The following is a 24727-nucleotide window of genomic DNA, read 5'->3' as shown; positions in this document are numbered from 1 at the left end:
GCGCGTCGGTATGCTGAACGTTGGTTTATCATCCGACGGGGATAAGACGCAATGGCGGAGTATCATCTTGATGCCAAGCTAGCCAGGGAAATTGTCGCTCGCACCATGAAAATTATTGATAGCAATATCAACGTGATGGACAACCGTGGCCGGATTATTGGCAGTGGCGACCCTGAGCGGCTAGGGGAACTGCATGAAGGGGCATTGCTGGTGCTGTCTCAGGCCAGGGTGGTCGCTATCGACGATGCCGTTGCCCGTCATTTGCACGGTGTTCGGCCTGGTATTAATCTGCCGTTGCACGTTGATGGGAATATCGTTGGGGTCATCGGCCTGACCGGTGATCCGGTGCAACTGCGGCAGTACGGTGAACTGGTCTGCATGACCGCTGAAATGATGCTGGAGCAGGCGCGATTGTTGAGTTTGTTGGCGCAGGACAGCCGCTTTCGTGAAGAGTTTGTGTTGAACCTGATCCGTACGGAGGATCTGTCACCGGCCTTGATGGAATGGGCGCACCGCCTGGGGATAGATCCCAACCAACCCCGCGTCGCGGCGGTAGTGGAGGTGGATAGCGGCCAGTTGGGAGTCGACAGCGCCATGGCCGAGTTGCAGCAGTTACAGGAGCTGCTGACGCTGCCGGAACGTGACAACCTGATCGCCATTGTTTCTCTCAGTGAAATGGTGGTACTTAAACCGGCGCTGAATCACCATGGGCGTTGGGATGCCGAGGCCCACCGGCGGAGAGTGGAGAATCTGCTGGTGCGGATCAATGAAAGCAGCCGTTTACGAGTGCGTATTGCGCTCGGCAACTATTTCGTTGGCCCAGGCAGCCTGGTGCGTTCCTATCGCACTGCGCGCACCACCATGGCCGTTGGCAAGCAGCGCATGCCTGAGCGATGGGCCTATTATTATCAGGATCTGATGCTGCCGGTGTTGCTGGGCAGCCTGCGTAGCGGTTGGCAGGCGGATGAGCTGGCTCGGCCGTTGGAGCGTTTGAAAGCCATGGATGGTAATGGTTTGCTGCTGCGTACCTTAAATGCCTGGTTCCTGAATAATGTGCAACCCACCGCGACCGCCAAGGCACTCTATATTCACCGCAATACGCTGGAATATCGCCTCAATCGCATTTCGGAACTCACCGGGTTGAACCTGGCCAATTTCGATGCGCGCCTGTTGCTGTATGTGGGGTTACAGCTTGATGAAGACTAGGCTAGCTGTACGCCAGCCTCAAGCTTCAGTGTCGCGGTATTTAAACCCCAGCTAATACGGAGTCGGGAGGCTAAATAGTTGCACGTTCGGTTCCCTCTCCTTGGGGAGAGGGTTAGGGTGAGGGGCGTTGCACTCAAGTAACCGGTGCTGGATTAAATACCGCCAACGCGTTGAACAAACCCCATTGATCTGACCAGGTTTGCTTGCGGCCGCTGGCGATATCCAGGATCAGTTCAAACAGTTGCCAGCCCACCTGCTCAATGGTCGCCTCCCCGGTGGCGATGGTTCCGGCGTTGATATCGATCAGGTCGTGCCAGCGTTCAGCCAGCGCGCTGCGCGTTGCCATTTTGATCACCGGCACGGCAGTCAGGCCGTAAGGGGTTCCCCGGCCGGTAGTGAACACTTGCACCGTAATGCCGGAAGCCAACTGCTGCGTGCCGCAAACAAAGTCGCTGGCGGGAGTGGCAGCATAAATCAGCCCACGTTTGCTGGGGCGTTGGCCGGGAGAAAGCACTTCGACAATCGCGCTACTGCCAGATTTGGCAATCGAGCCTAATGCCTTTTCCACCACGTTGGCCAAACCGCCTTTCTTGTTGCCGGGTGAAGGGTTGGCGCTGCGATCGGTTTGCCCTTGGTTGAGGTACTCGTCATACCAGGCCATCTCCTCCAGTAAGCGCTTGCCAACTTGTTGATCGGCGACCCGTGGGGTTAACAGGTGGATGGCATCACGCACTTCGGTGACTTCGGAGAACATCACGGTTGCCCCGCAGCGTACCAGCAGGTCGGAAGCAAAACCCACTGCCGGGTTGGCCGTCACCCCGGAAAAGGCATCGCTACCGCCACATTGCATCCCCACCACCAGCTCTGAGGCCGGCACGGTTTCCCGCTGGCGACGGTTCAGGCGTTGCAGGTGCTGCTCTGCAACGGCCAGGATATCGGCCACCATGGCCTGAAACCCAACGTGTTTCTCATCTTGCAGGCGCACAATCCGGTTTTCATCCACGGAGATGGGGTGTACATCTGAGGTTCCCTGCAGCAGGCGTTCCGGCTGCAACTTCTCGCAGCCTAGCCCCACCACCATCACTTCGCCGCCAAAGTTCGGGTTGAGCGCCAGATTATGTAAGGTGCGGATAGGGACCACCGCTGCGGGAGCGTTGATGGCGACGCCGCAGCCATAGAGATGATTCAGACCTACTACTCCGTCGACGTTGGGGTATTTCGCCAGCAGGTCGCGCTCAATGATTTTCACCACATAATCCACCACACCGGCCACGCAGTGCACGCTGGTGGTGATAGCCAACAGGTTCTTGCTGCCAACGCTGCCGTCGGCATTACGGTAGCCTTCAAAGGTATAACCTTCCAGAGGCGGTAATGCCTGGGGCACATTGTTGGCTAGTGGCAAGCTGGCCAACTCGGGGGCCGGGGGAAGCAGCACCAGCGATTCATCAATCCAACTGCCACGGCGAATATCCCGTGCGGCAAAGCCAATCACTTCGCCATAGCGCAAAATAGTGCTGTCTTGAGGAATATCTTGCAGCGCAACTTTATGCCCTTGGGGAATATGCTCCAATAATGTCAGACCGCAAGGGAAGCTTGCCCCTTTAGGCAGCCCATGGTCATTAACCACAATGGCGACGTTATCTTGCCGATGAACCTGAATATAGCGCGGTAATGCTTTAATACTGCCAACTGCATATTCGGACATAGTGAAACCTCACGCACTCTGATTTATGTACGCCGTGGGTAATAATCGAAAAACTGGCTCAGCAAAAAGCATAACATTCGCAATGGTGTCGGGCATTATGCAAATGACCTAGATTTGGCGTTTCCCGGGCGTCAATCTTTGGCATTGTGCTAATCCGCTGTGAGATAGCTCACGCAACTGGGGGATCCGTGAGCCAGCCCGCGCCCGATTGGGCATACGCCATAAACAAACCGCCATATTAGCCCTGTTATTGGGTTATTTGCCCGATGAGTCCCGGCAGCCGGTTCCCTATACTTTTCTCCACCAAGCGTTAATGCGTTTAAAAATTGCCGATGCCGTATTAATCGAACTGCTCAAAAAAGGCTGCAATTTAATTTAAACCTTTCGTTCTGAGCTATTTTTAGCGGTTTTTCAGGATGAATATAGTAATGCAGGAGAGCACCATGTCTACTATCAGCGCTGCCAACAGTGCCATCAAGCGAACCAATAAGCGTTACTGGATCGTGGTAATGCTGTTTATCGTCACCTCATTTAACTATGGCGATCGTGCCACGCTTTCTATTGCCGGTACCGCAATGGCTCAGGATATTGGCCTCGATCCGGTTGGAATGGGTTATATCTTTTCGGCGTTTTCCTGGGCCTATGTGATTGGTCAGATCCCCGGTGGCTGGTTACTGGATCGCTTTGGCTCCAAACGGGTCTACTTCTGGAGCATCTTCATCTGGTCGCTGTTTACCTTGCTGCAAGGCTTCGTGGATATCTTCAGCGGTTTTGGCATCGTGATAGCGCTGTTTGCGCTGCGCTTCCTGGTCGGCCTGGCAGAAGCACCGTCATTCCCCGGTAACAGCCGGATTGTCGCCGCCTGGTTCCCAGCCCATGAACGTGGCACGGCGGTATCGATCTTCAACTCGGCCCAATACTTTGCCACGGTGATCTTCGCACCGATCATGGGTTGGCTGACGCATGCCGTTGGCTGGTCGCACGTGTTCTTCTTTATGGGCGGGCTGGGCATCATCCTGAGCTTTGTCTGGCTTAAGGTGCTGCACAATCCCAAAGACCACCCCAGCATCAACCAGGCGGAACTGGACTATATCGAAGCTGGCGGTGCCTTGATCAATATGGATCAGAAACAGGCCACGCAGGTGAAGGTCAAAGGCGAGAAGTGGTTCCAGATCAAGCAGCTGCTGCAATCGCGCATGATGATTGGCGTCTATATCGGCCAGTACTGCATCAACGCGCTGACCTATTTCTTTATCACCTGGTTCCCGGTGTATCTGGTACAGGCGCGGGGGATGTCGATCCTCAAGGCTGGCTTTGTCGCCTCGGTTCCTGCCATTTGTGGTTTTGTCGGTGGGGTGCTCGGCGGGGTGATTTCCGACTACCTGATGCGCCGTACCCAGTCGCTGACCTTCGCCCGTAAAACGCCGATCGTGCTGGGCATGCTGTTGTCGATGTCGATGATTTTCTGCAACTACGTTGAAACCGAATGGATGGTGGTGGGCATCATGGCCGCCGCGTTCTTCGGTAAGGGGCTGGGCGCGCTGGGGTGGGCAGTGATGGCAGATACCGCCCCCAAAGAGATCAGCGGCCTGAGCGGTGGCCTGTTCAATATGTTCGGCAATATCTCCGGCATCGTCACGCCGATCGCCATCGGCTACATCATTGGTACCACCGGATCGTTTAACGGCGCGCTGGTCTACGTCGGGATCCATGCGCTGTTGGCGGTGGCCAGCTACCTGTTCATCGTGGGGGATATCAAGCGTATCGAACTGAAACCGATGGCTAAGGCCAGCAGGCAGTGACACGGCGGCGAGTTTGGCAACTGAACCCACAATTTTGAGGACATCTCTATGACTACAGCACCAAAAATTACTGCCATGCAGGTTGTACCGGTGGCCGGTTACGACAGCATGCTGCTCAATCTCAGCGGCGCTCACGCCCCATTCTTCACCCGTAATATCGTGATCTTGCAGGATAACGCCGGTAATACCGGGCTAGGGGAGATCCCTGGAGGTGAGAAAATTCGCCAAACTCTGGAAGAGGCTCAGTCCCTGGTGGTCGGCAAAACACTGGGTGAATACAAGAACGTGATGAACCGGGTGCGCGAACGCTTTGCCGATCGGGATGCCAGCGGGCGTGGCCTACAGACTTTCGATTTGCGTACCACTATCCACGTGGTGACCGGTATTGAAGCGGCGATGCTGGACCTGCTGGGGCAGTTCCTTGATGTGCCGGTAGCGGCCCTGTTAGGGGATGGGCAGCAGCGTGACTCGGTGGAAATGCTCGGTTATCTGTTTTATGTCGGCGATCGCAACAAGACGCCGCTGCCTTACCAGAGCCAGCCGGATGAGGCCTGCGACTGGTATCGCCTGCGTCATGAACAAGCGCTGACGCCGCAAAGCATTGTGCGCCTGGCGGAAGCGGCTTTTGATAAGTATGGCTTCAACGATTTCAAGCTAAAGGGCGGCGTATTGGCGGGCAGTGAAGAGGCTGAGGCCGTCACGGCGTTGGCGCAGCGCTTCCCTCAGGCGCGCATCACGCTCGATCCCAACGGTGCCTGGTCGCTGAAAGAAGCGATCGCACTCGGTAAACAACTGCGTAACGTGTTGGCCTATGCCGAAGATCCTTGCGGGGCAGAGCAGGGCTTCTCCGGACGGGAAGTGATGGCGGAGTTCCGCCGTGCCACTGGCCTGCCTACCGCGACCAACATGATCGCCACGGACTGGCGGCAGATGGGGCATACGCTGCAGTTGCAGTCGGTGGATATTCCATTGGCGGATCCTCATTTCTGGACCATGCAGGGATCGGTGCGCGTTGCGCAGATGTGCCATGAGTTCGGCCTGACCTGGGGCTCACACTCCAATAACCATTTCGATATTTCGTTGGCGATGTTCACCCATGTGGCCGCGGCGGCACCGGGCAACATTGCGGCGATCGACACCCATTGGATCTGGCAGGAGGGCAACCAGCGGCTGACGCGGGAACCGCTGCAGATTGTCGGTGGCCGCGTACAGGTTCCACAACGTCCAGGATTGGGGATCGAGCTGGATCGTGATCGTTTAATGCAGGGCCATGAGCTTTACCAGAAACACGGGCTTGGGGCACGTGACGATGCGCAGGGTATGCAGTACCTGATCCCTGGCTGGATCTTTGATAACAAACGCCCGTGCCTGGTGCGTTAATCCGTCTACAGAGGAAATTTCATGAAGAGCTGCCATAACCCTTTTCGTCAATCGTTGCTCGCGGGCGAAACCCTGATCGGCTGCTGGTCTGCGCTTGCCAACCCGATCTCCACCGAAGTTTTGGGGCTGGCCGGTTTCGACTGGCTGGTGCTGGATGGTGAGCATGCGCCGAATGACATAGGCACTTTTGTGCCGCAACTGATGGCGCTCAAGGGGAGCCCTAGCGCCGCGGTGGTACGGCCGCCCTGCAACGAACCGGTGATTATCAAACGCCTGCTGGATATCGGTTTCTACAACTTTTTGATCCCGTTTGTGGAAAGTGCTGAGCAGGCAGAGTTGGCGGTAGCGTCGACGCGTTATCCCCCTGCAGGGATCCGCGGGGTCTCGGTGTCGCACCGTAGCAACGGTTACGGCACCGTGCCGGACTATTTCGCCCAGATTAACCAGCAGATAGCGGTGCTGGTGCAGATCGAAAGCCAGCAGGGGGTCGATAACCTGGACGCGATAGCTGGCGTAGAGGGTGTAGACGGCATCTTTGTCGGGCCGGGGGATCTTTCCGCCGCTTTGGGGTATCTCGGCCAGCCTAATCACCCGGAGGTGCAGGCGGTTATCCGTCATATTTTCGAGCGTGCCAGCGCGCACGGTAAAGCCAGCGGCATCTTGGCACCGGCTGAGGTTGATGCCCGCCGTTATCTGGAATGGGGAGCCAGGTTCGTGGCCGTCGGCAGCGATCTTGGCGTATTTCGCACGGCCACGCAGGCCTTGTGCGATCGGTTTAAACAGGCTGTTGAATAAGGGGAACGGGATGAAAATTGGATTTATTGGCTTGGGGATTATGGGGAAACCCATGAGCAAAAACCTGCTGCAGGCGGGTTATTCGCTGGTGGTAATGGACCGCAATGCCGGTGCGGTGGCTGAACTGGCTGCGCTGGGTGCTGATGTTGCCGCCACGCCAAAGGCGGTGGCCGCATTGAGCGATATCGTGATCACCATGTTGCCTAACTCACCGCAGGTGCGGGAAGTGGCATTGGGAGAAAATGGCCTGATTGAGGGAGCCAAAGCGGGGACTGTGCTGATAGACATGAGTTCTATTGCTCCACTGGCAAGCCGTGAAATCAGCGAAGCCCTGGCTGCCAAACAGATTGCCATGCTCGATGCACCGGTAAGCGGTGGTGAGCCTAAAGCGATAGATGCCACATTGTCGGTGATGGTGGGCGGCGATAAAGAGGTGTTTGATCGCTGTTTTGACGTGATGAAAACCATGGCCGGTTCGGTGGTGCACACTGGCGATATTGGCGCTGGCAACGTCACCAAACTGGCGAATCAGGTGATCGTGGCGCTGAATATTGCGGCCATGTCCGAAGCGCTGGTGTTGGCCACCAAGGCCGGGGTCAACCCAGACCTGGTATTCCAGGCGATCCGTGGTGGGCTGGCGGGCAGCACGGTGTTGGAAGCCAAGGCACCGATGGTGATGGATCGCAATTTCAAACCGGGTTTCCGCATTGACTTGCACATCAAGGATCTGGCCAACGCGCTGGATACCTCCCATGGCGTGGGGGCACAGCTACCACTGACCGCGGCGGTAATGGAAATGATGCAGGCACTGCGCGCCGATGGTCTGGGCAATGCCGATCACAGCGCACTGGCGTGTTATTACGAAAAGTTGGCCAAGGCAGAGGTTACCCGATAGGGGCAGCAAAGTACTGGTTAGTTAAGGTGACGCCCCTCACCCCAACCCTCTCCCACAGGGAGAGGGAGCTGTTAGCCCCTGCTCTTTTGCAAATAAAGGGGCTATCTCAACAAACTCGATTGTCCCCTCATCCAAGGTACACCACCGAATTTTCAGGCCCACCCTAACCCTTATGTCTTGATCTGGAGCTGTCTGGAGTTGTGGCAAGGTGTGGAGCTCAATCTGTTAGCTGGGTAAAAGGTAGTTGATTGAGTGCCATGATCAGGTAGGTTTCTGCAACGAATAACGAACTCGATCGGTCCCCTCTCCCTGTGGGAGAGGGTTAGGGTGAGGGGTCTGGTTTATCCCAACTGGAACTTCGCTTCCGTCTCCACCAGCTCAATCTCATCCAACAGCTCCAGCCATTCCGGTTCTAAATCACCGTTGCTCACACCCTGACGCAGTTGCTGCTCAAGATAGAAGCACAGTTGCTTAAGGCGCGGAACGCCGCTGTAGCTGCAACTGCCGTGCAGTTTGTGGATCAGATCGAGAATGGTGTCGTCCTCTTCTCCTTCCAGCACGGCTTTTACCCGATCGCTGACCTGCGGTAGGAACTCGATCAACATCTGCAACAGATCGCGCGCCAGATCCTCTTTATTGGCGGCCTGGCGCAATGCCAACGGCCAATCCAGCGATAACGGTGGTTCAGCTGGGCTACGCGGCTGGGCTGCCTCTGGTTCAAGCTCGATGGTGTGATAACGGGAGAGCACCCGTGTCAGCATGGCTTCGTCAATCGGCTTGGCCAGATAGTCATCCATGCCAGCCTCCAACAGGTGTTCTCGCTCACCGCTAACCGCATGGGCGGTCACGGCGACGATCGGCGTGGAGTTGTGGTGCGGCATCTGGCGGATTAGCTCACTGGCGCGGATGCCGTCAATGTTCGGCATCTGAATATCCATCAGGATCATATCCAGCACGTTATCACGTGCCAGCACGATGGCTTCCTCACCGCTTTCGCACAGTAGCGTTTTTTCTACCTGTTCTGCCAGCAAGGCACCGATCAGCTTCAGGTTGGCCGGGTTATCATCGACCGCCATCACCGTCAGCGGTAAGCGTCTATGTACCTTTGGCGCATTCTGACGTAACGGGGCCTCCAGACGCAGTAACGGATACAGACGATTACTGCTGATCGGTTTGGTCAGGCAGCCGATAGCGCCCAGCTTTTTCATTTTTTCGGCATCGATCTGCGATTGGCTAGGTACCGCCAGGATCACCCGATCGGCAAGTTTCAGCGACTCCAGCAGCTTGTCTCGATGCTGGCCGTTAGCGTCCCGATAAGGGATCGGTACGCCTGCCAACAGGAAGTCATAATGATTTTTCGGCAATTGCCCCAGGGTTGGCGAATGGGTTACCACCAGATGGGTGACGCTCAACATATTCAGCGTGGCCTGGGCCGCCGTTGGGTTGGCTTCGATATAGGCCAACGTCTTACCGCGCAGATCCGGTAGACTAGGTGGCAGCGACAACATGCCTTCGTTGAGATCGAGGGTGATGTGGAACCAGAAGGTTGAGCCGCGATTGAGCTGGCTGTGGAAGTTGATATCCCCCCCCATCTCTTTCACCAGCTTCTGGGTGATCACCAGGCCTAGCCCAGTACCGCCGTGGCGGCGCGAGATGCTGGCATCTGCCTGACGGAAGGCCTGGAACAGCTGCGATTGCTGGCGTTCAGAAATCCCGATGCCGGTATCGTGGATCTGCACCTCCAGCTCCACCTGGCGTTCCAACTGGTTACGTAGCTCTACGCGGATATCGATATTGCCGGTTTCGGTGAACTTCACCGCATTGCCGAGCAGATTGGTGATCACCTGCTGTAGCCGCAGTGAATCGCCAATTACCTGCTCTGGCACATCGTTTTGCACATCCAGGGTCAGCTCCAGCCCTTTGTCGTGTGCGCTAGGGGCCAGCAATACCAGCACCTCATCCAGCGTTTCACGCAGCGAGAACGGAATGTGTTCCAGGATCAGCTTGCCAGCCTCCAGCTTGGAGAAGTCCAGCACGTCGTTGATGATGGTCAGCAGGTTGTTGGCCGAGCGTTCGATAGTTTGCAGATAGTCGGTCTGGGTGGCGCTCAGGTCGGTTTTCAGCGTCTGGCGGGTAAAGCCGATCACCCCGTTGAGCGGGGTACGCAGCTCATGGGACATATTGGCCAGGAACTCCGATTTGATACGGGCGGCTTCCTGTGCGCGCTTCTTCGCCAGATCCAGCTCAACGTTCTGGATCTCCATTTGTTCCAGTGTTTCACGCAGATCGGAGGTGGCTTGGTCGATGTTCTGCTGCATCTCCTCGTGATAGGCGGTCAGCGACATCGCCATCGAGTTGATGCCGTTTTTCAGCATTTGCAGCTCGCCGAGCATAAAGCCTTCTACCCGGCTATCCAACTGGCCCCGGCGGATACGGTCGACGGTGTTGACCATATTGCGGATCGGGCCGGTGACGTCGCGCATCAGGCGGTAGGCAAACAGAATGGCAATACACATACACAGCAGCAGCAGCAGGGTAGAAACGAACACCTCTTTATATTGCTGTAGGCGTACCGATTGCAGATCCAGCTCGATCGCCACATAGCCGAGATTGCTGTCTGGATGTGCCTCCCCGCTGGTGTCCTCGTCCGGGAACTGTGACTCCGACAGGATTGGCGTACGCAGGATCAGTGAATCGCCACGCCGGGTCAGCATCATATCGGTGGGCACCGGCACACCTTTGGGCAACTGCAACTGGGTATAATTGTGGTGATAGTTGGAGGTGACAAACAGGTTGTTCTGCGAGTCAAATACGGTGATCGCCCGGACAATATCCGAATGGCGGCGATGCAGCAGACTGACCAGTTGCCGCACCGACTCACGGCTGCGGAAGGTCATGCCATATTCGCTGGCGACGGCCAGAGGTTCGATAATGCTGGCACCGGCATCGACCAATTGCTCCTGCAGTTCGTTGTAGCGGTGCACTACAAAGAAGGTGCTGAGCAGCAGACCGATCAATAAAGTCGGTGCCAGGATCAGGATCATCATGCGCGCGCGCAAGCTGTATTTGGTCATGGGATTCCAATGTGGGAGAATTGGAGGCTAATCTTAAGCTTAATTAACCAACACACAATCAATAATTATGGCGCAATTCTACTCTCCGAAACGCCGCGTGACGACCCGGCAAGCTTCACAAATATTCACGGTGACGGTAACGAACCTCGATCCATTTGGCCAGGGAGTGGCACGCCATGAAGGCAAAGCGGTATTTGTCCCCGGAGTTTTACCGGGAGAACTGGCCGAAATCCAGTTGACGCAGGACAAACGACAGTTCGCCAAAGGTCAGCTCAGGCAACTGTTAAATTGCAGCATACAACGCGTTGAGCCGCGCTGCCCACACTTTGGTGTGTGCGGAGGTTGCCAGCAGCAGCATGTCTCCGAGGCGCTGCAACAGCAAAGCAAGGCGGCCGCGCTGGGGCGCTTGATCTGCCGCGAAACCGGGGTGACGCCGCAACAGGAACCGGTGATTGCCGGGCCACAATATGGCTACCGTCGGCGGGCGCGGCTGGGGTTACAGTGGCAGCCCCAGCAGCATCGTTTGCTGATGGGTTTTCACCAGGCCGCCTCGTCCGATCTGGTGGCGGTGAAACAGTGCCCGGTATTAGCACCGGAACTGGAACGGCTGCTGGTGCCGTTGTATCAATGCCTGAGCGGCTTGCAGGCCGTGCAGCGTCTGGGCCATGCGGAGCTGGTGTTGGCGGATAACGGACCGGTGCTGGTGTTGCGCCACCTGGATGCGCTCAAGCAGGGCGATCGTCAGGCTTTGCAGCAGTTTGCCCAGCAAAATGGCACCACTGTTTATTTGGCACCGGATAGCGATCGGCTGGAAAAACTGTGCGGTGAAGCGCCGTATTATCAGGTTGACGGGCTACGCTTAGACTTCAATCCGCGCGATTTTATTCAGGTAAATGATGCGGTAAATCAGCAAATGGTGGCTCAGGCCCTTGAATGGCTCGAGATTGAGCCCAATGATCGCATATTGGATCTGTTTTGTGGCATGGGCAACTTTACCCTGCCGCTGGCCAAGCGGGCCAAGGCGGTGGTCGGGATTGAAGGTGTTGCCACGCTGGTAGCGAATGGGCAATATAATGCCGATAGGAATAGGCTCAGTAATGTCTCCTTTTTCCATGAAAATCTGGAAGATGACGTTGCGCGACAACCATGGGCAGCACAGGGATTTGATAAAGTGATGCTGGATCCAGCCCGCGCAGGTGCGGCTGGGGTGATGTCACATATTGTAAAACTGGCGCCAGAGCGCGTGGTGTATATATCCTGTAACCCCACGACGTTGGCACGCGACAGCAAAGTGTTGCTGGACGCCGGTTATCGTCTTGCGCGTGTGCGGATGTTGGATATGTTCCCGCACACGGGGCATCTTGAATCCATGGCGCTGTTTATCCACGGGTCGCGGAAAAAGTAGGGAGAAGTTATGGTCGCGGTAAGAACTGCACATCTGAATACGGCGGGTGAATTCGCGCTTGATGACTGGATAGCCAGCCTGGGGTTGCCCAACCCGCAGTCAGGTGAGCGATTAGCCGCAACCTGGCGTTACTGTGAACAGCAGACGAAAGACCATCCCGATGCGCCGTTGATGCTATGGCGTGGCCTGGAGATGGTAGAGATCCTCTCGACCCTCAGCATGGATAACGACAGTATGCGCGCGGCGCTGCTGTTCCCGTTGGTAGACGCGGCGATCGTTCCTGAAGCCACCCTGACCGAAGAGTTCGGTTCCGGCATTACCTCCCTGGTGCACGGCGTACGCGATATGGACGCCATCCGCCAACTGAAAGCCACCCACAACGACTCGATGGGCTCCGAGCAGGTCGATAACGTGCGCCGCATGCTGCTGGCGATGGTGGAAGATTTCCGCTGCGTAGTGATCAAGCTGGCAGAGCGCATTGCCCACCTGCGTGAAGTGAAGGATGCGCCGGAAGACGAACGCGTGCTGGCGGCCAAAGAGTGTTCCAATATCTACGCCCCGCTGGCTAACCGCCTCGGCATCGGCCAGTTGAAATGGGAACTGGAAGATTTCTGCTTCCGCTATCTGCATCCCGATGAATACAAACGCATTGCCAAGCTGCTGCATGAACGCCGTATCGATCGCGAGCAGTTTATTGATGACTTCGTGGCTTCATTGCATAGCGCGATGGAGATCGAAGGCATCAAGGCGGACATTTATGGCCGCCCGAAACACATTTACAGCATCTGGCGCAAGATGCAGAAGAAATCGCTGGCGTTCGACGAGCTGTTCGACGTGCGTGCTGTGCGGGTGGTAGTGGAGCGCCTGCAGGATTGCTATGCGGCATTGGGCATCGTCCATACCCATTTCCGCCATCTGCCGGATGAGTTTGACGACTACGTCGCCAACCCGAAACCGAACGGCTATCAGTCGATCCATACCGTGGTGCTCGGGCCGCGTGGCAAAACGCTGGAGATCCAGATCCGCACCCGCCAGATGCACGAAGATGCCGAACTGGGCGTCGCTGCACACTGGAAATACAAAGAAGGCGCGGTGGTTACGGCGCGTTCCGGCTACGAAGAACGTATTGCCTGGCTGCGCAAGCTGATCGCCTGGCAGGAAGAGATGGCGGACTCGGGCGAAATGCTCGACGAAGTGCGCAGCCAGGTGTTCGACGATCGCGTCTACGTGTTTACGCCGAAGGGCGACGTGGTGGATCTGCCAGCCGGCTCCACGCCGCTGGACTTTGCCTACCATATCCACAGCGACGTCGGTCACCGCTGTATCGGTGCCAAGATCGGCGGCCGTATCGTGCCGTTTACCTACCAGTTGCAGATGGGCGATCAGATTGAAATCATCACCCAGAAGCAGCCGAACCCTAGCCGTGACTGGCTGAACCCTAACCTGGGCTATGTCACCACCAGCCGTGGACGCTCCAAGATCCACAACTGGTTCCGCAAGCAGGATCGCGATAAAAACATCCTGGCCGGGCGGCAGATGTTGGACAACGAGCTGGAACACCTCGGTATCAGCCTGCGGGAAGCCGAAAAGTTGCTGATCCCACGTTATAACGTCAACTCGTTGGATGAAGTGTTGGCGAGCATTGGCGGGGGTGATATCCGTCTCAACCAGATGGTGAACTTCCTGCAGGGCAAGCTCAACAAGCCTAGTGCCGAGGAGCAGGATCGCGAAGCGTTACGCCAACTGACCCAGCAGAAAGCCCCGGCAACCTCGGCCCGTAGCAAAGATAATGGCCGCGTGGTGGTCGAAGGCGTCGGTAATCTGATGCACCACATTGCCCGCTGCTGCCAGCCGATCCCGGGGGATGACATTGTCGGCTTTATCACCCAGGGGCGCGGGATCTCGATCCACCGTGCGGATTGCGATCAACTGGCGGAGCTACAGTCTCACGCGCCGGAACGTATCGTGGATGCGGTCTGGGGGGAAAGCTACTCCAGCGGTTATTCGCTGGTGGTACGCGTCGTGGCCAACGATCGCAGCGGTTTGCTGCGTGATATCACCACCATCCTGGCCAACGAGAAGGTCAACGTATTGGGCGTCGCCAGCCGCAGCGACACCAAAAAGCAGCTGGCCACCATCGATATGGACATCGAAATCTATAACCAGGTGGTGCTGGGGCGTGTGCTGGCCAAGCTCAATCAACTGCCAGACGTTATCGACGCCAAACGCCTGCACGGCGCTTGATTTTTGTTTTTTGCTTAAGGGCTCAGCATGCTGGGCCCTTAATTATTCAGAGAGTTCAACATGACCCAACCAACACCACTGCAACGCCTGCTGACCATTATGAAAACCCTGCGCGATCCGCAGGTGGGTTGCCCGTGGGATCGTAAGCAGACCTTCGCTACCATCGCGCCTTACACCTTGGAAGAAACCTACGAAGTGCTGGATGCCATTGAGCGCCAGGACTATGCCGAGCTGCGTGATGAACTGGGCGATCTGCTGTTCCAGGTGGTGTTTTATGCCCAGATGGGGCAGGAGCAGGGGCTGTTTGACTTCGACCAGGTGTGCAACGCCATCAGCGACAAGCTGGAACGCCGTCACCCGCATATCTTTGGTGAGGCTGAGGCAGCAGACAGCGCGGCGGTTTCCGCCCGCTGGGAGCAGTTGAAGGCCGGTGAACGGGCAGAGAAAGCGCTGCACTCTGCGCTAGATGATATTCCCAATGCCTTACCGGCGCTGATGAAAGCTCATAAAATCCAGAAGCGCTGTGCCGCGGTCGGCTTCGACTGGAACACCTTGGGGCCGGTCGTAGGCAAAGTGTATGAAGAGCTGGATGAAGTGATGCACGAAGCCCAGCAAGCGGTGGTAGACGAGCAGAAGCTGGAAGAGGAAATTGGCGATCTGCTGTTTGCCACGGTCAATCTTTCCCGCCATCTGGGTCATAAGGCGGAAAAGGCGTTGCAGGTGGCCAACCGCAAATTTGAACGCCGCTTCCGCCAGGTTGAAGAAATCGTGCAAAGCCGCGGTCTGACAATGCAGGAAGCCACGTTGGAGCAGATGGAAGAGGCCTGGCAGCAGGTAAAACGCCTGGAAAACTAATTGCCAATACCGTTGTCCTAACTGTGTCGCTTGTTTGATCGGCGACAATATTTACTCAAGCTGAAACGGTTAAGCTCGGAGTTGTGGATTGCTGAATCTGGTTTAACCGGCAGAAAAGCTCAACAAACTGAAATCTAAGGTGTTTTATTGCATCCAAACTCGGTTTGTACGCGGTTTTTATGCTAACCCATTGTTTCTAAAAGGCTCTAAAACGGGGGCCGAACGATTAAACCGGGATGAACTCACGAGGGTGGTTGAGATGATGGCAGGTAAAACGATCGTTTGTAGGTCAAGAGAGGTTCGGGTATACTACTTTCCCGTCTTGGTTCTTCCATCGTCTTTAAACCTAAACTCTCAGGTTCAGCATGACAACTAACTATATTTTTGTAACCGGCGGGGTCGTATCCTCTCTGGGTAAAGGCATTGCCGCAGCCTCCTTGGCGGCTATTCTTGAAGCCCGTGGCCTCAACGTTACCATCATGAAACTGGACCCGTACATCAACGTGGATCCGGGCACCATGAGCCCGATTCAGCATGGGGAAGTTTTCGTCACCGAAGACGGGGCAGAAACCGATCTGGATCTGGGTCACTACGAGCGCTTCATCCGTACCAAAATGACGCGTCGTAACAACTTCACCACCGGGCGTATCTACTCTGATGTGCTGCGCAAAGAGCGCCGTGGCGACTATTTGGGTGCCACCGTACAGGTGATCCCACATATCACCAATGCCATTAAAGAACGCATCATCGAAGGCGGCGAAGGCCACGATGTGGTGCTGGTCGAAATCGGCGGCACCGTCGGCGATATCGAATCCCTGCCGTTCCTGGAAGCCATTCGTCAGATGGCCGTCGAAGTGGGCCGTGAGCACACTCTGTACATGCATTTGACGCTGGTGCCATACCTGGCAGCCGCGGGTGAAGTGAAAACCAAACCTACCCAGCATTCGGTAAAAGAGCTGCTTTCCATCGGTATTCAGCCAGATGTGCTGATCTGCCGTTCCGATCGCGCAGTTCCTGCTAATGAACGCGCTAAAATCGCTCTTTTCTGTAACGTACCGGAAAAAGCGGTTATCTCCCTGAAAGACGTTGATTCCATTTATAAAATCCCAGGCCTCTTGAAATCTCAGGGCTTGGATGATTATATTTGTAAACGATTCAGCCTGACACCGCCGGAAGCCAATCTGGGCGAGTGGGAGCAGGTGATCTACGAAGAAGCCAATCCGGGCGGCGAAGTGACCATCGGCATGGTCGGCAAATATGTCGAACTGCCAGATGCTTACAAGTCGGTGATCGAAGCGCTCAAGCACGGTGGCTTGAAAAACCGTCTGACCGTCAACATCAAGCTGATCGATTCGCAGGATGTTGAAACCCGCGGCGTTGAAGTGCTGAAAGATCTGGATGCCATCCTGATCCCTGGCGGCTTTGGCTATCGTGGCGTGGAAGGCAAGGTGATGACCGCACGCTACGCGCGTGAAAACAAAATTCCTTATCTGGGTATTTGCCTGGGTATGCAGGTAGCGTTGATGGAGTTTGCGCGCAACGTGGTTGGGATGGAAAATGCCAACTCCACCGAATTTGTGCCAGACTGTAAGTACCCGGTTGTCGCATTGATCACCGAGTGGCGTGACGAAGACGGCAACGTCGAAGTCCGTACCGAAGAAAGCGATCTGGGCGGCACGATGCGTGTCGGTGGCCAGCAATGCCACCTGACCGACAATAGCCTGGTGCGCAAGATGTACGGCGAGCCAACCATCGTGGAACGTCACCGTCACCGTTACGAAGTCAACAACATGCTGTTGAAGCCGATCGAAGCCGCGGGTCTGCGTGTGGCGGGTCGTTCTGCGGACAACAAGCTGGTTGAGATTATTGAATTGCCTGATCATCCGTGGTTTGTGGCCTGTCAGTTCCATCCGGAATTTACGTCGACGCCGCGTGATGGACATCCGTTGTTCGCTGGCTTCGTCAAGGCGGCCGGTGAACACCAGAAGCGTCAGGTGAAATAAGAGTTTTAGTAAGCAACGCGCGGCCAAAACCGCGCGTTGTTTGTCTGGAGTTTTAGTTTAACTTGTCTGAGGAAAACCTAATGTCCAAAATCATTAAAGTCATCGGTCGTGAAATCATCGACTCACGCGGCAACCCAACTGTTGAAGCCGAAGTTCATCTGGAAGGCGGTTTCGTCGGTCTGGCTGCAGCGCCGTCAGGTGCTTCTACCGGTTCCCGTGAAGCACTGGAACTGCGTGACGGTGACAAGTCTCGTTTCCTGGGTAAAGGCGTACTGAAAGCCGTTGCCGCAGTAAATGGCCCAATCGCTCAGGCGGTTGTGGGTAAAGATGCCAAAGACCAGGCTAACATCGACAAGATCATGATCGATCTGGACGGTACCGAGAACAAATCCCAGTTTGGTGCTAACGCCATCCTGGCTGTTTCTCTGGCTGCTGCCAAGGCCGCTGCTGCCTCTAAAGGTATGCCGCTGTATGAGCACATCGCTGAACTGAACGGCACCCCAGGCAAATTCTCTATGCCGTTGCCTATGATGAACATCATCAACGGTGGTGAGCACGCAGACAACAACGTTGATATTCAAGAGTTCATGATCCAGCCTGTTGGCGCTAAAACGCTGAAAGAAGCCGTACGTATGGGTTCTGAAGTGTTCCATCACCTGGCTAAAGTGCTCAAGAGCAAAGGCATGAACACCGCCGTAGGCGACGAAGGTGGCTATGCGCCAAACCTGGGTTCTAACGCCGAAGCGCTGGCTGTTATCGCTGAAGCGGTAAAAGCGGCAGGTTATGAACTGGGTAAAGACATTACTCTGGCAATGGACTGTGCAGCGTCTGAATTCTACAAAGACGGCAAATACGTGCTGGCCGGCGAAGGCAACAAGGCCTTCACTTCTGAAGAGTTCACTCACTTCCTGGAAGACCTGACCAAGCAATACCCAATCGTGTCTATCGAAGACGGTCTGGACGAATCTGACTGGGATGGTTTCGCATACCAGACCAAAGTGCTGGGCGACAAAATCCAGCTGGTGGGCGACGACCTGTTCGTGACCAACACCAAGATCCTGAAAGAAGGCATCGAGAAAGGCATCGCTAACTCTATCCTGATCAAATTCAACCAGATCGGTTCTCTGACCGAAACTCTGGCTGCAATCAAGATGGCGAAAGACGCTGGCTACACCGCGGTGATCTCTCACCGTTCAGGTGAAACCGAAGATGCTACCATCGCTGACTTGGCGGTAGGTACTGCGGCTGGCCAGATCAAAACCGGTTCTATGAGCCGTTCTGACCGCGTTGCTAAATACAACCAACTGATCCGTATCGAAGAAGCGCTGGGCAACCGCGCACCGTTCAATGGCCTGAAAGAAGTTAAAGGTCAGTAATATAACGGTTTGATTCGTTACCGAATCAGTAAGCAAACGGAGAGTGCCATAAAGGTACTCTCCGTTTTTTTATGCCTATGTTAAATGAAATCACCAATCTTCGACATGGTGTAATAATTTCTTTAAGATTCTTCTTGGGGTAAGGTGGGGTATTTCAGCGATAGATTTCCTGTTTTTTGGTGATATTTTCCTGCCCGATGAAGCAAGTTTTGATATCAGATCGGTCACTGAGTAATCAATAAATACCTAAACAAAGACATTAAAATATTAAAATGACAGGAATGTTCCTAACCTTAGGGAATACCCCTAAAAAGGCCAATATGTTTCAAAATGTTTTACATTGTGACATTGTAATTGTGGTTTGTTTTTAACTTGTTGATATTTAATGTTTTAATTTATCTGAAAAGCAAAATTAATGATTGTTACAAAGTGTAAATAAAGTCTATTATGTGACCTTGCTACGAAAAAACGGTTGTTAAGAAAAATCTTGGTTTGCTAGAATAATCTCACATGTCCACAGGGCGTTTTGGAAATATAGTGTGGCATGTATATTCTTAGTGAGTTTAAGCCAGTAATTAATTACTGCCAGGACTGCTTTATTGGAAAAAGTAAATTAAAAGGATTTCTTATGAAAATCAAAATGACGGCTCTCGCTTTAATTGCATTCTCTAGTACCTCCATGGCAGATTCAGCCAACACCGTGCAATTCAAGGGTGAAGTGAGTACTCAAACCTGCTCGGTGAATATTAACGGCAATGAAGCCAATCCGGTGGTGTTACTGCAGACGGTGGCGGCCAGCTCGCTCGCGACCAAAGGTGCCACCGCTGGTGACACAACCTTTACCGTTAACGTAACCGGTTGTACAACCGCGGCCAGCGACACTTCCATTAAAACGGTATTTGTGGGTAATAACACGACTACCAATGGCAACCTGGGTAACACCGGTGATGCGACCAAGGTTTCCATTCAACTGTTGGATAGCGATGCCACCACGCCATTGAGCTTTGCTACGGGTTCAACGGCCACCACCAGCGCAATGACGCTGGCAACCGGCGCGACATCAACCTCGCAAGAACTGGTTGCCCGTTATTATGCCGAAGAAGCCGGGGTGACTGCAGGTTCAGTGATCGCCACGGCACAATATGCGATTACGTATAAATAATACTCTGCCGCTCTAGGTTGTTTCCGCCAGCGGGCTTAAGCCCGATGGCGGGAAATAACCTGTTACCCATAATAACGTCAGCACCGCCCGAAACGCTAAGGGGTGCTGAGTTATTAGTCTTGTTGACTGGTCTCTCTTATGGCGTATACCACACGTACCTTTTCTTGTTGGGCGGCATTGCTGTTCAGTCTGACGTTGCTGATTGTCGATAGCGCTGCTGCCAGCGTCACCATGCTGGGCAACCGAGTGATCTACCCGGCCCAGGCACGCGAAAAGACACTGCAGTTTACCAATGATGATGCTGCCCCGGCGCTGATCCAGGTCTGGCTTGATATCGATAATGACAAATCGACGCCGGAAACGGCGGATGCCCCCTTTATCGCATCGCCACAGATTTTCCGGATGAATGCCCATAGCGGGCAAATGGTAAGGCTAATGTACACCGGGAAAGGCTTACCGACCGACCGCGAATCCCTGTTTCACCTTAACTTCCTTCAGGTGCCAGCCGTCAAGCAAAGCGAAACGGATAAAAACAAGCTGGTACTGTTGGTCAGCAACCGGTTGAAGGTGTTCTATCGGCCAGAAGGGCTGCCGGGAGAGGGGAATCAGGCGGGTAAACAGTTGCAAATCCAGCGTAATGGTAATGCATTACAGGTCAGTAATCCCACGCCTTATTACGTCAGCATCAGCTATGCCAAAAGCGGCAATAAAAACCTGCATATTGAACCGGCCGATATGGTCGCGCCTTTTTCGCAGGTGAGTTGGCCGCTCGGTTCGGCGTTCCCCAAAGGGAAACTGAAAGTGGTGCTCGGCGTCATGAATGACTACGGGGTAGAGGTTCCCGTAACGCTAGAGACGCCGCACTAAAAAAGGACAGGGAGGTCCTGATGTCGCTCAAAAACTATCCCACATTGCCGTCTCTGCTATCAACGTGCTGCCGCTATGGCCTCTTTTTGCTCTCTCTGGGCGGGAGCTCCTTGGCACAAGGCGCGACGGACGACTACGCCTTCGACGCCGATTTACTGCGCGGCAGCGTTTTCAGCACCACGCAACTCGAACAGTTCAACCAACAGGATCTGGTGACGCCGGGCACTTATGAGGTTGAGCTGTTTACCAACGGTGTATTTGTTGAACGCAGCAAAATCCGCTTTGTCCTGGGCGACGATCGGCACGTATTGCCATGTTTTGAGCAGCAACAACTGGAGCGCCTTGGCCTAAAGGAAGTGCCGGTGGCACCTGCGGAAGGCTGCCTGCAACCTGGACGCGATCTTAAAGATATTCAGGTTCAGGCCGATATGTCACAACTAAGATTAGATCTCAGTATCCCACAGAGTTTGTTGAACCATAAACCCCGTGGCAGCGTTAGCCCTGACAGCCTGAGCAGCGGTGAAACAATGGCGTTTTTCAACTACAACGTTAACCAATATCACGTCAATTACCGTCAGGGGCAGACCAAGGACCTCAATTCCACCTTCGCCAACATGAACGGGGGTTTTAACCTGGGGCTATGGCGTTACCGCCAGCAATCCAGCTTCCGTTTTGATAATGAATTTGGCAGCCATTGGGATACCAGCCGCCGCTATGTCCAGCGGGCGGTTCTGCCGTTACGCAGTGAGGTGTTGCTGGGGGAAGGCTTTACCGACGGCCATTTCTTCGCCGGGCTGGGGTTTCGCGGTGTCCGGATGACGTCGGACGATCGTATGCTGCCCGACTCGCTGCGAGGTTATGCTCCCGTGGTACGCGGTATTGCCAACAGTAACGCCAGAGTGACCGTATTTCAGGGCAAAAGCCAACTGTATGAAACCACGGTGGCTCCCGGCCCATTTGCGATTGACGATCTGTTTGCCACCAACTTCTCCGGTGACCTGACGGTGGTGGTGACCGAGGCAGATGGTAGCGTCAGCACCTTTACCGTGCCATTCTCTGCCGTTCCCCAATCCATGCGCCCCGGCTCCTCACGGTATTCGGCGACTCTTGGCCGATCGCGCTTTATCGGCGACAACGATCTTTTCAGTGAGCTGACCTGGCAGTATGGTTTGAGTAACTCGGTGACGTTTAACGCTGGCAACCAGTTAGCTGATGGTTATCAGGCCTTGATGCTGGGCGGGGTCTACAGTAACTCGCTGGGGGCTTTTGGCCTGGATAGCACTTTTTCCCATGCCAGCCTGCCGGAAGGCACCACCTCGGGCTGGATGCTGCACCTGTCCTATAGCAAAAGCTTTACCCCAACGGATACCACGCTTTCCATTGCCGGGTATCGTTACTCCACCGAAGGGTTTCGTGATTTGAGCGATGTGCTTGGCGTACGTCAGGCCGACAGCAGTGGGCAAAGCTGGCAATCCGATTCCTATCGCCAGCAGTCGCGCTTTGAAGTGGCCGTCAATCAGGGGATCGGCTCATTGGGTAACCTGACGCTGTCAGGCTCTACGCAGGATTATCGCGATGGGCGTGGCCGGGATAATCAGCTACAGTTTGGGTGGGGCAAGGTATTTGGCAACGGCGTCGCGTTGAACCTTTCGGTGACGCGTACCCGTAGCCTGAACGGCAACAATAGCGCCTATTACGACGGAAATCAGCCTTATGTAAATAGTAATGGTTTCGCGAGTACCAACACCTCGCAAACCGTTAGTTCGCTCTCGGTTTCCTTTCCTCTTGGCCGCTCTTCTTCTGCGCCAACGGCATCGTTGTTCTCTAATCATAGCCAAGGGCAGGGGGGGAGTTATCAGGCGGCGATCTCGGGCAACATGGGGGAGACGCAGCAGGTCGGTTATGGGCTTAATTTTACTACCGACGATAATAACCATAACAGCATCTGGGGGGGGAATCTGCAAACTCGTCTGCCTTATGCCAGTGCCACCGGCTCGGTTTCAGCATCCAGCCAATATTGGCAGGGATCGGCAGCACTACAGGGGGCAGTGGTTGCCCATCGCGGTGGAGTCACGCTCGGGCCTTATGTTGGGGATACCTTTGCCCTGATCGATGCCCCTGGTGCGCGTGGTGCGCAAGTGATGGATGGGCAGGGCGCTCGTGTCGATCGTTTTGGCTATGCGCTGGTTCCTTCGTTGGTGCCCTATCATTTCAATACCGTGGCTCTGAATCCACAGGGGATGAGCAGCAAAGCAGAATTGGAAGATGGGCAACAGCGCGTGGCACCTTTCGCAGGAGCCACGGTGCGAGTGCACTTCAAGACGATACGGGGCCAGGCCGTGCTGATCAAAGTTCAGCGGCCGGATGGCGGTATAATCCCGATGGGTACCTCGGTCTTTGATGAGAACAATAACGATGTCGGCATGGTCGGCCAGGCTAATCAGGTCTATCTGCGCAGTGATAAACCGCAAGGGAAATTGACCTTACGCTGGGGAGAAGGGGCGACTGAGCGATGCAGTCTGCCCTATAAATTACCTCCACCAACCGATGAGCCGCTCCTGCTGCTGAAGGCGGCATGCCGCTGATTTACCGATTATTCACCGGAGGTTATTCCATGAAGTTATTTTCACTGCTGCGGTTGGCGCTGTTGGGAGGCCTATTTGCAGGGGTCTGCCTACCAGCGGCGGCCAGATGCACCCGCGTTTCGCCAGCCATTGACTCCGGTTGCGACGCCTGTGGCGTCGGGATCGGCCTGGGGCGTATCAACCTGACCAGCACATACCTGCAGCCCGTAGGCACGCCGCTGGGCAGTAGCGTGTTTGATTTCACCTCCGGCGTCCGTTACCCAGATCCGAACAAAGTTTTGTATGAGTGCGATGCTAGCGACGTCGGGCAGATTTTTGAAGTTTTTGCCACCAACGGTGACGACCGTGTGGGGGGGTATTATGATTTAGGGGCGGCGGACGGCAATCCCAACTATTTTGCCACCTACTTCCCCTATGTCGGTATTCGTCTCACTCATCTGGATTCGGGCAAGGTATTTACCCGTTACTGGCAGGCAACGCCGATCACCCGTTATGCCACCGTGGGTAACAAGATCCAGGTCCGGGTCAAGGATTTCAGCCCCATCCGGGCAGATCTGATCCGCATCAGTTCGCTCCCTGGCCGTGGAGCCAGTAACTACTGTGGTTATAGTGCCTCTAATCCATTGACTGGCATGGCTTCCACCACGGGTAATTCGAACTATACCTGCATCCAGCCTAATGGCTACGTGACCTTCCAAGGGCCGGGCATTGCGTCTGATCCTATTGGTAGCGATTCAGCCACCAACTATTCGACCTGGGGAACCGGGCGTTGGAACGCTATGGGGATGGGGACGTCGCCGATTTCTTCTCTTTCTTACACCGCCACCTGTGTGGCACGTAACGTCACGCCGCTGGTGATCCTGCCCACGCTTTCTGTCGGTCAATTAACCGCGGGGCGAACCTCGCAGGCCCAGTTCACCATCAATATCGAATGTGATAATGCAGCCGTTTCGGGGATTAGTACCAATCGTACTGCCTTGGGTCTGCAAGTCCCTTATGCCAGCTTTGCTCTGGCGCAACAGCTTGGTCTGGTCAACGCCAGCGGTGGCGTCAGCTATCTGCTCTCTGACGGTTATGGCACGGACAGCAGTGTAGCGACCGGCGTGGGAATTGCACTCTCTAACAGTAGCAACGGTACGCCAATGAACTTTGTCGGCTGGGCTCGTTGTAGTGCTGGCCAGTGCCCACAGGGTAACAATGCGGGTTGGTATCCAGTTCTCGATGGCGCAAGCAGCGGGGGCAGTACCGCGACGGGGTATACTCATTACACCACGCAATTGACAGCCACATTATCACGCTTGCCGGGCCAGACCGTTACGGCGGGCAAGGTTGATGCCAAGGCGTATGTTTGGGTCAAGGTACAGTAGAGAACA

The 24727-nt window shown here is 55.1% G+C and carries 16 protein-coding genes; 14 read left to right on the top strand and 2 right to left on the bottom strand.

Annotated elements, in window-relative coordinates; translation table 11 throughout:
* Nucleotides 1-51 precede the first annotated feature (51 nt).
* Nucleotides 52-1206 (top strand): CdaR family transcriptional regulator, encoded by a 1155-nt coding sequence (locus tag AC6HVW_RS17365; RefSeq protein WP_071682220.1) that lies wholly within the window; start codon nucleotides 52-54, stop codon nucleotides 1204-1206.
* A 133-nt stretch (nucleotides 1207-1339) separates the two neighbouring features.
* On the opposite strand, the gene garD is transcribed toward AC6HVW_RS17365, so the two are convergent.
* Nucleotides 1340-2911 (bottom strand): galactarate dehydratase, encoded by a 1572-nt coding sequence (gene garD, locus AC6HVW_RS17360; RefSeq protein ID WP_071682221.1) that lies wholly within the window; start codon nucleotides 2909-2911, stop codon nucleotides 1340-1342.
* Between the two features lie 443 nt (nucleotides 2912-3354).
* On the opposite strand from garD, the gene AC6HVW_RS17355 reads away from it, so the two are divergent.
* From AC6HVW_RS17355 to garR, 4 genes are read left to right on the top strand one after another with little or no spacing between them, the layout of a single operon-like run.
* A complete protein-coding gene (locus AC6HVW_RS17355; RefSeq protein WP_024483471.1) occupies nucleotides 3355-4713 on the top strand; it encodes an MFS transporter in 1359 nt (452 codons plus the stop codon).
* 48 nt (nucleotides 4714-4761) lie between these two features.
* Nucleotides 4762-6093 carry a glucarate dehydratase gene (gene gudD, locus AC6HVW_RS17350; RefSeq protein ID WP_071682222.1) on the top strand — a complete coding sequence of 444 codons (1332 nt, stop codon included), beginning with the start codon at nucleotides 4762-4764 and terminating at the stop codon, nucleotides 6091-6093.
* Between the two features lie 21 nt (nucleotides 6094-6114).
* Nucleotides 6115-6888 carry a 2-dehydro-3-deoxyglucarate aldolase gene (gene garL / locus AC6HVW_RS17345; protein ID WP_071682223.1) on the top strand — a complete coding sequence of 258 codons (774 nt, stop codon included), beginning with the start codon at nucleotides 6115-6117 and terminating at the stop codon, nucleotides 6886-6888.
* A 10-nt stretch (nucleotides 6889-6898) separates the two neighbouring features.
* The gene (garR, locus tag AC6HVW_RS17340; protein ID WP_071682224.1) at nucleotides 6899-7783 is read left to right on the top strand and encodes a 2-hydroxy-3-oxopropionate reductase; all 885 of its coding nucleotides are present in this window, start codon (nucleotides 6899-6901) and stop codon (nucleotides 7781-7783) included.
* A gap of 341 nt (nucleotides 7784-8124) precedes the next feature.
* On the opposite strand, the gene barA is transcribed toward garR, so the two are convergent.
* Nucleotides 8125-10857, bottom strand: coding sequence for a two-component sensor histidine kinase BarA (barA, locus tag AC6HVW_RS17335; protein ID WP_071682225.1), 2733 nt, complete (start codon nucleotides 10855-10857; stop codon nucleotides 8125-8127).
* 67 nt (nucleotides 10858-10924) lie between these two features.
* Between barA and rlmD the strand changes: the two genes are divergently transcribed.
* The 9 genes from rlmD to AC6HVW_RS17290 all read left to right on the top strand — a co-directional run bounded on the left by rlmD (nucleotide 10925) and on the right by AC6HVW_RS17290 (nucleotide 24721).
* On the top strand, nucleotides 10925-12262 hold the full coding sequence (gene rlmD, locus AC6HVW_RS17330) for a 23S rRNA (uracil(1939)-C(5))-methyltransferase RlmD (RefSeq protein WP_186486131.1): 1338 nt from the start codon (nucleotides 10925-10927) through the stop codon (nucleotides 12260-12262).
* 9 nt (nucleotides 12263-12271) lie between these two features.
* Nucleotides 12272-14506, top strand: a complete 2235-nt coding sequence (gene relA, locus AC6HVW_RS17325; RefSeq protein ID WP_186486132.1) for a GTP diphosphokinase — start codon at nucleotides 12272-12274, stop codon at nucleotides 14504-14506.
* A gap of 60 nt (nucleotides 14507-14566) precedes the next feature.
* The gene (mazG, locus tag AC6HVW_RS17320; RefSeq protein ID WP_059199780.1) at nucleotides 14567-15361 is read left to right on the top strand and encodes a nucleoside triphosphate pyrophosphohydrolase; all 795 of its coding nucleotides are present in this window, start codon (nucleotides 14567-14569) and stop codon (nucleotides 15359-15361) included.
* 365 nt (nucleotides 15362-15726) lie between these two features.
* A complete protein-coding gene (pyrG, locus tag AC6HVW_RS17315; protein ID WP_021179387.1) occupies nucleotides 15727-17364 on the top strand; it encodes a glutamine hydrolyzing CTP synthase in 1638 nt (545 codons plus the stop codon).
* Nucleotides 17365-17444: 80 nt separating this feature from the next.
* Entirely contained in the window at nucleotides 17445-18740 is a 1296-nt protein-coding gene (gene eno / locus AC6HVW_RS17310) for a phosphopyruvate hydratase (RefSeq protein ID WP_021179388.1), read from the top strand.
* Between the two features lie 628 nt (nucleotides 18741-19368).
* Nucleotides 19369-19902 (top strand): fimbrial protein, encoded by a 534-nt coding sequence (locus tag AC6HVW_RS17305; protein ID WP_071682228.1) that lies wholly within the window; start codon nucleotides 19369-19371, stop codon nucleotides 19900-19902.
* A gap of 138 nt (nucleotides 19903-20040) precedes the next feature.
* The gene (locus AC6HVW_RS17300; RefSeq protein WP_071682229.1) at nucleotides 20041-20769 is read left to right on the top strand and encodes a fimbrial biogenesis chaperone; all 729 of its coding nucleotides are present in this window, start codon (nucleotides 20041-20043) and stop codon (nucleotides 20767-20769) included.
* Between the two features lie 20 nt (nucleotides 20770-20789).
* Nucleotides 20790-23354 carry a fimbria/pilus outer membrane usher protein gene (locus AC6HVW_RS17295; protein WP_081367042.1) on the top strand — a complete coding sequence of 855 codons (2565 nt, stop codon included), beginning with the start codon at nucleotides 20790-20792 and terminating at the stop codon, nucleotides 23352-23354.
* Nucleotides 23355-23383: 29 nt separating this feature from the next.
* On the top strand, nucleotides 23384-24721 hold the full coding sequence (locus tag AC6HVW_RS17290) for a fimbrial protein (RefSeq protein WP_071682260.1): 1338 nt from the start codon (nucleotides 23384-23386) through the stop codon (nucleotides 24719-24721).
* Nucleotides 24722-24727 lie beyond the last annotated feature (6 nt).

Source organism: Serratia sp. NCCP-200 (genome assembly GCF_059697885.1).
The sequence above is the reverse complement of the archived record's forward strand: the minus strand, read 5'-3'. Positions and strand labels throughout refer to the sequence as shown.

Excerpts from the sequence above, each read along its gene's own strand:
- AC6HVW_RS17365 (WP_071682220.1), top strand. The coding sequence starts at position 52 with ATGGCGGAGTATCATCTTGATGCCAAGCTAGCCAGGGAAATTGTCGCT.
- garD (WP_071682221.1), bottom strand. The coding sequence starts at position 2,911 with ATGTCCGAATATGCAGTTGGCAGTATTAAAGCATTACCGCGCTATATT.
- AC6HVW_RS17355 (WP_024483471.1), top strand. The coding sequence starts at position 3,355 with ATGTCTACTATCAGCGCTGCCAACAGTGCCATCAAGCGAACCAATAAG.
- gudD (WP_071682222.1), top strand. The coding sequence starts at position 4,762 with ATGACTACAGCACCAAAAATTACTGCCATGCAGGTTGTACCGGTGGCC.
- garL (WP_071682223.1), top strand. The coding sequence starts at position 6,115 with ATGAAGAGCTGCCATAACCCTTTTCGTCAATCGTTGCTCGCGGGCGAA.
- garR (WP_071682224.1), top strand. The coding sequence starts at position 6,899 with ATGAAAATTGGATTTATTGGCTTGGGGATTATGGGGAAACCCATGAGC.
- barA (WP_071682225.1), bottom strand. The coding sequence starts at position 10,857 with ATGACCAAATACAGCTTGCGCGCGCGCATGATGATCCTGATCCTGGCA.
- rlmD (WP_186486131.1), top strand. The coding sequence starts at position 10,925 with ATGGCGCAATTCTACTCTCCGAAACGCCGCGTGACGACCCGGCAAGCT.
- relA (WP_186486132.1), top strand. The coding sequence starts at position 12,272 with ATGGTCGCGGTAAGAACTGCACATCTGAATACGGCGGGTGAATTCGCG.
- mazG (WP_059199780.1), top strand. The coding sequence starts at position 14,567 with ATGACCCAACCAACACCACTGCAACGCCTGCTGACCATTATGAAAACC.
- pyrG (WP_021179387.1), top strand. The coding sequence starts at position 15,727 with ATGACAACTAACTATATTTTTGTAACCGGCGGGGTCGTATCCTCTCTG.
- eno (WP_021179388.1), top strand. The coding sequence starts at position 17,445 with ATGTCCAAAATCATTAAAGTCATCGGTCGTGAAATCATCGACTCACGC.
- AC6HVW_RS17305 (WP_071682228.1), top strand. The coding sequence starts at position 19,369 with ATGAAAATCAAAATGACGGCTCTCGCTTTAATTGCATTCTCTAGTACC.
- AC6HVW_RS17300 (WP_071682229.1), top strand. The coding sequence starts at position 20,041 with ATGGCGTATACCACACGTACCTTTTCTTGTTGGGCGGCATTGCTGTTC.
- AC6HVW_RS17295 (WP_081367042.1), top strand. The coding sequence starts at position 20,790 with ATGTCGCTCAAAAACTATCCCACATTGCCGTCTCTGCTATCAACGTGC.
- AC6HVW_RS17290 (WP_071682260.1), top strand. The coding sequence starts at position 23,384 with ATGAAGTTATTTTCACTGCTGCGGTTGGCGCTGTTGGGAGGCCTATTT.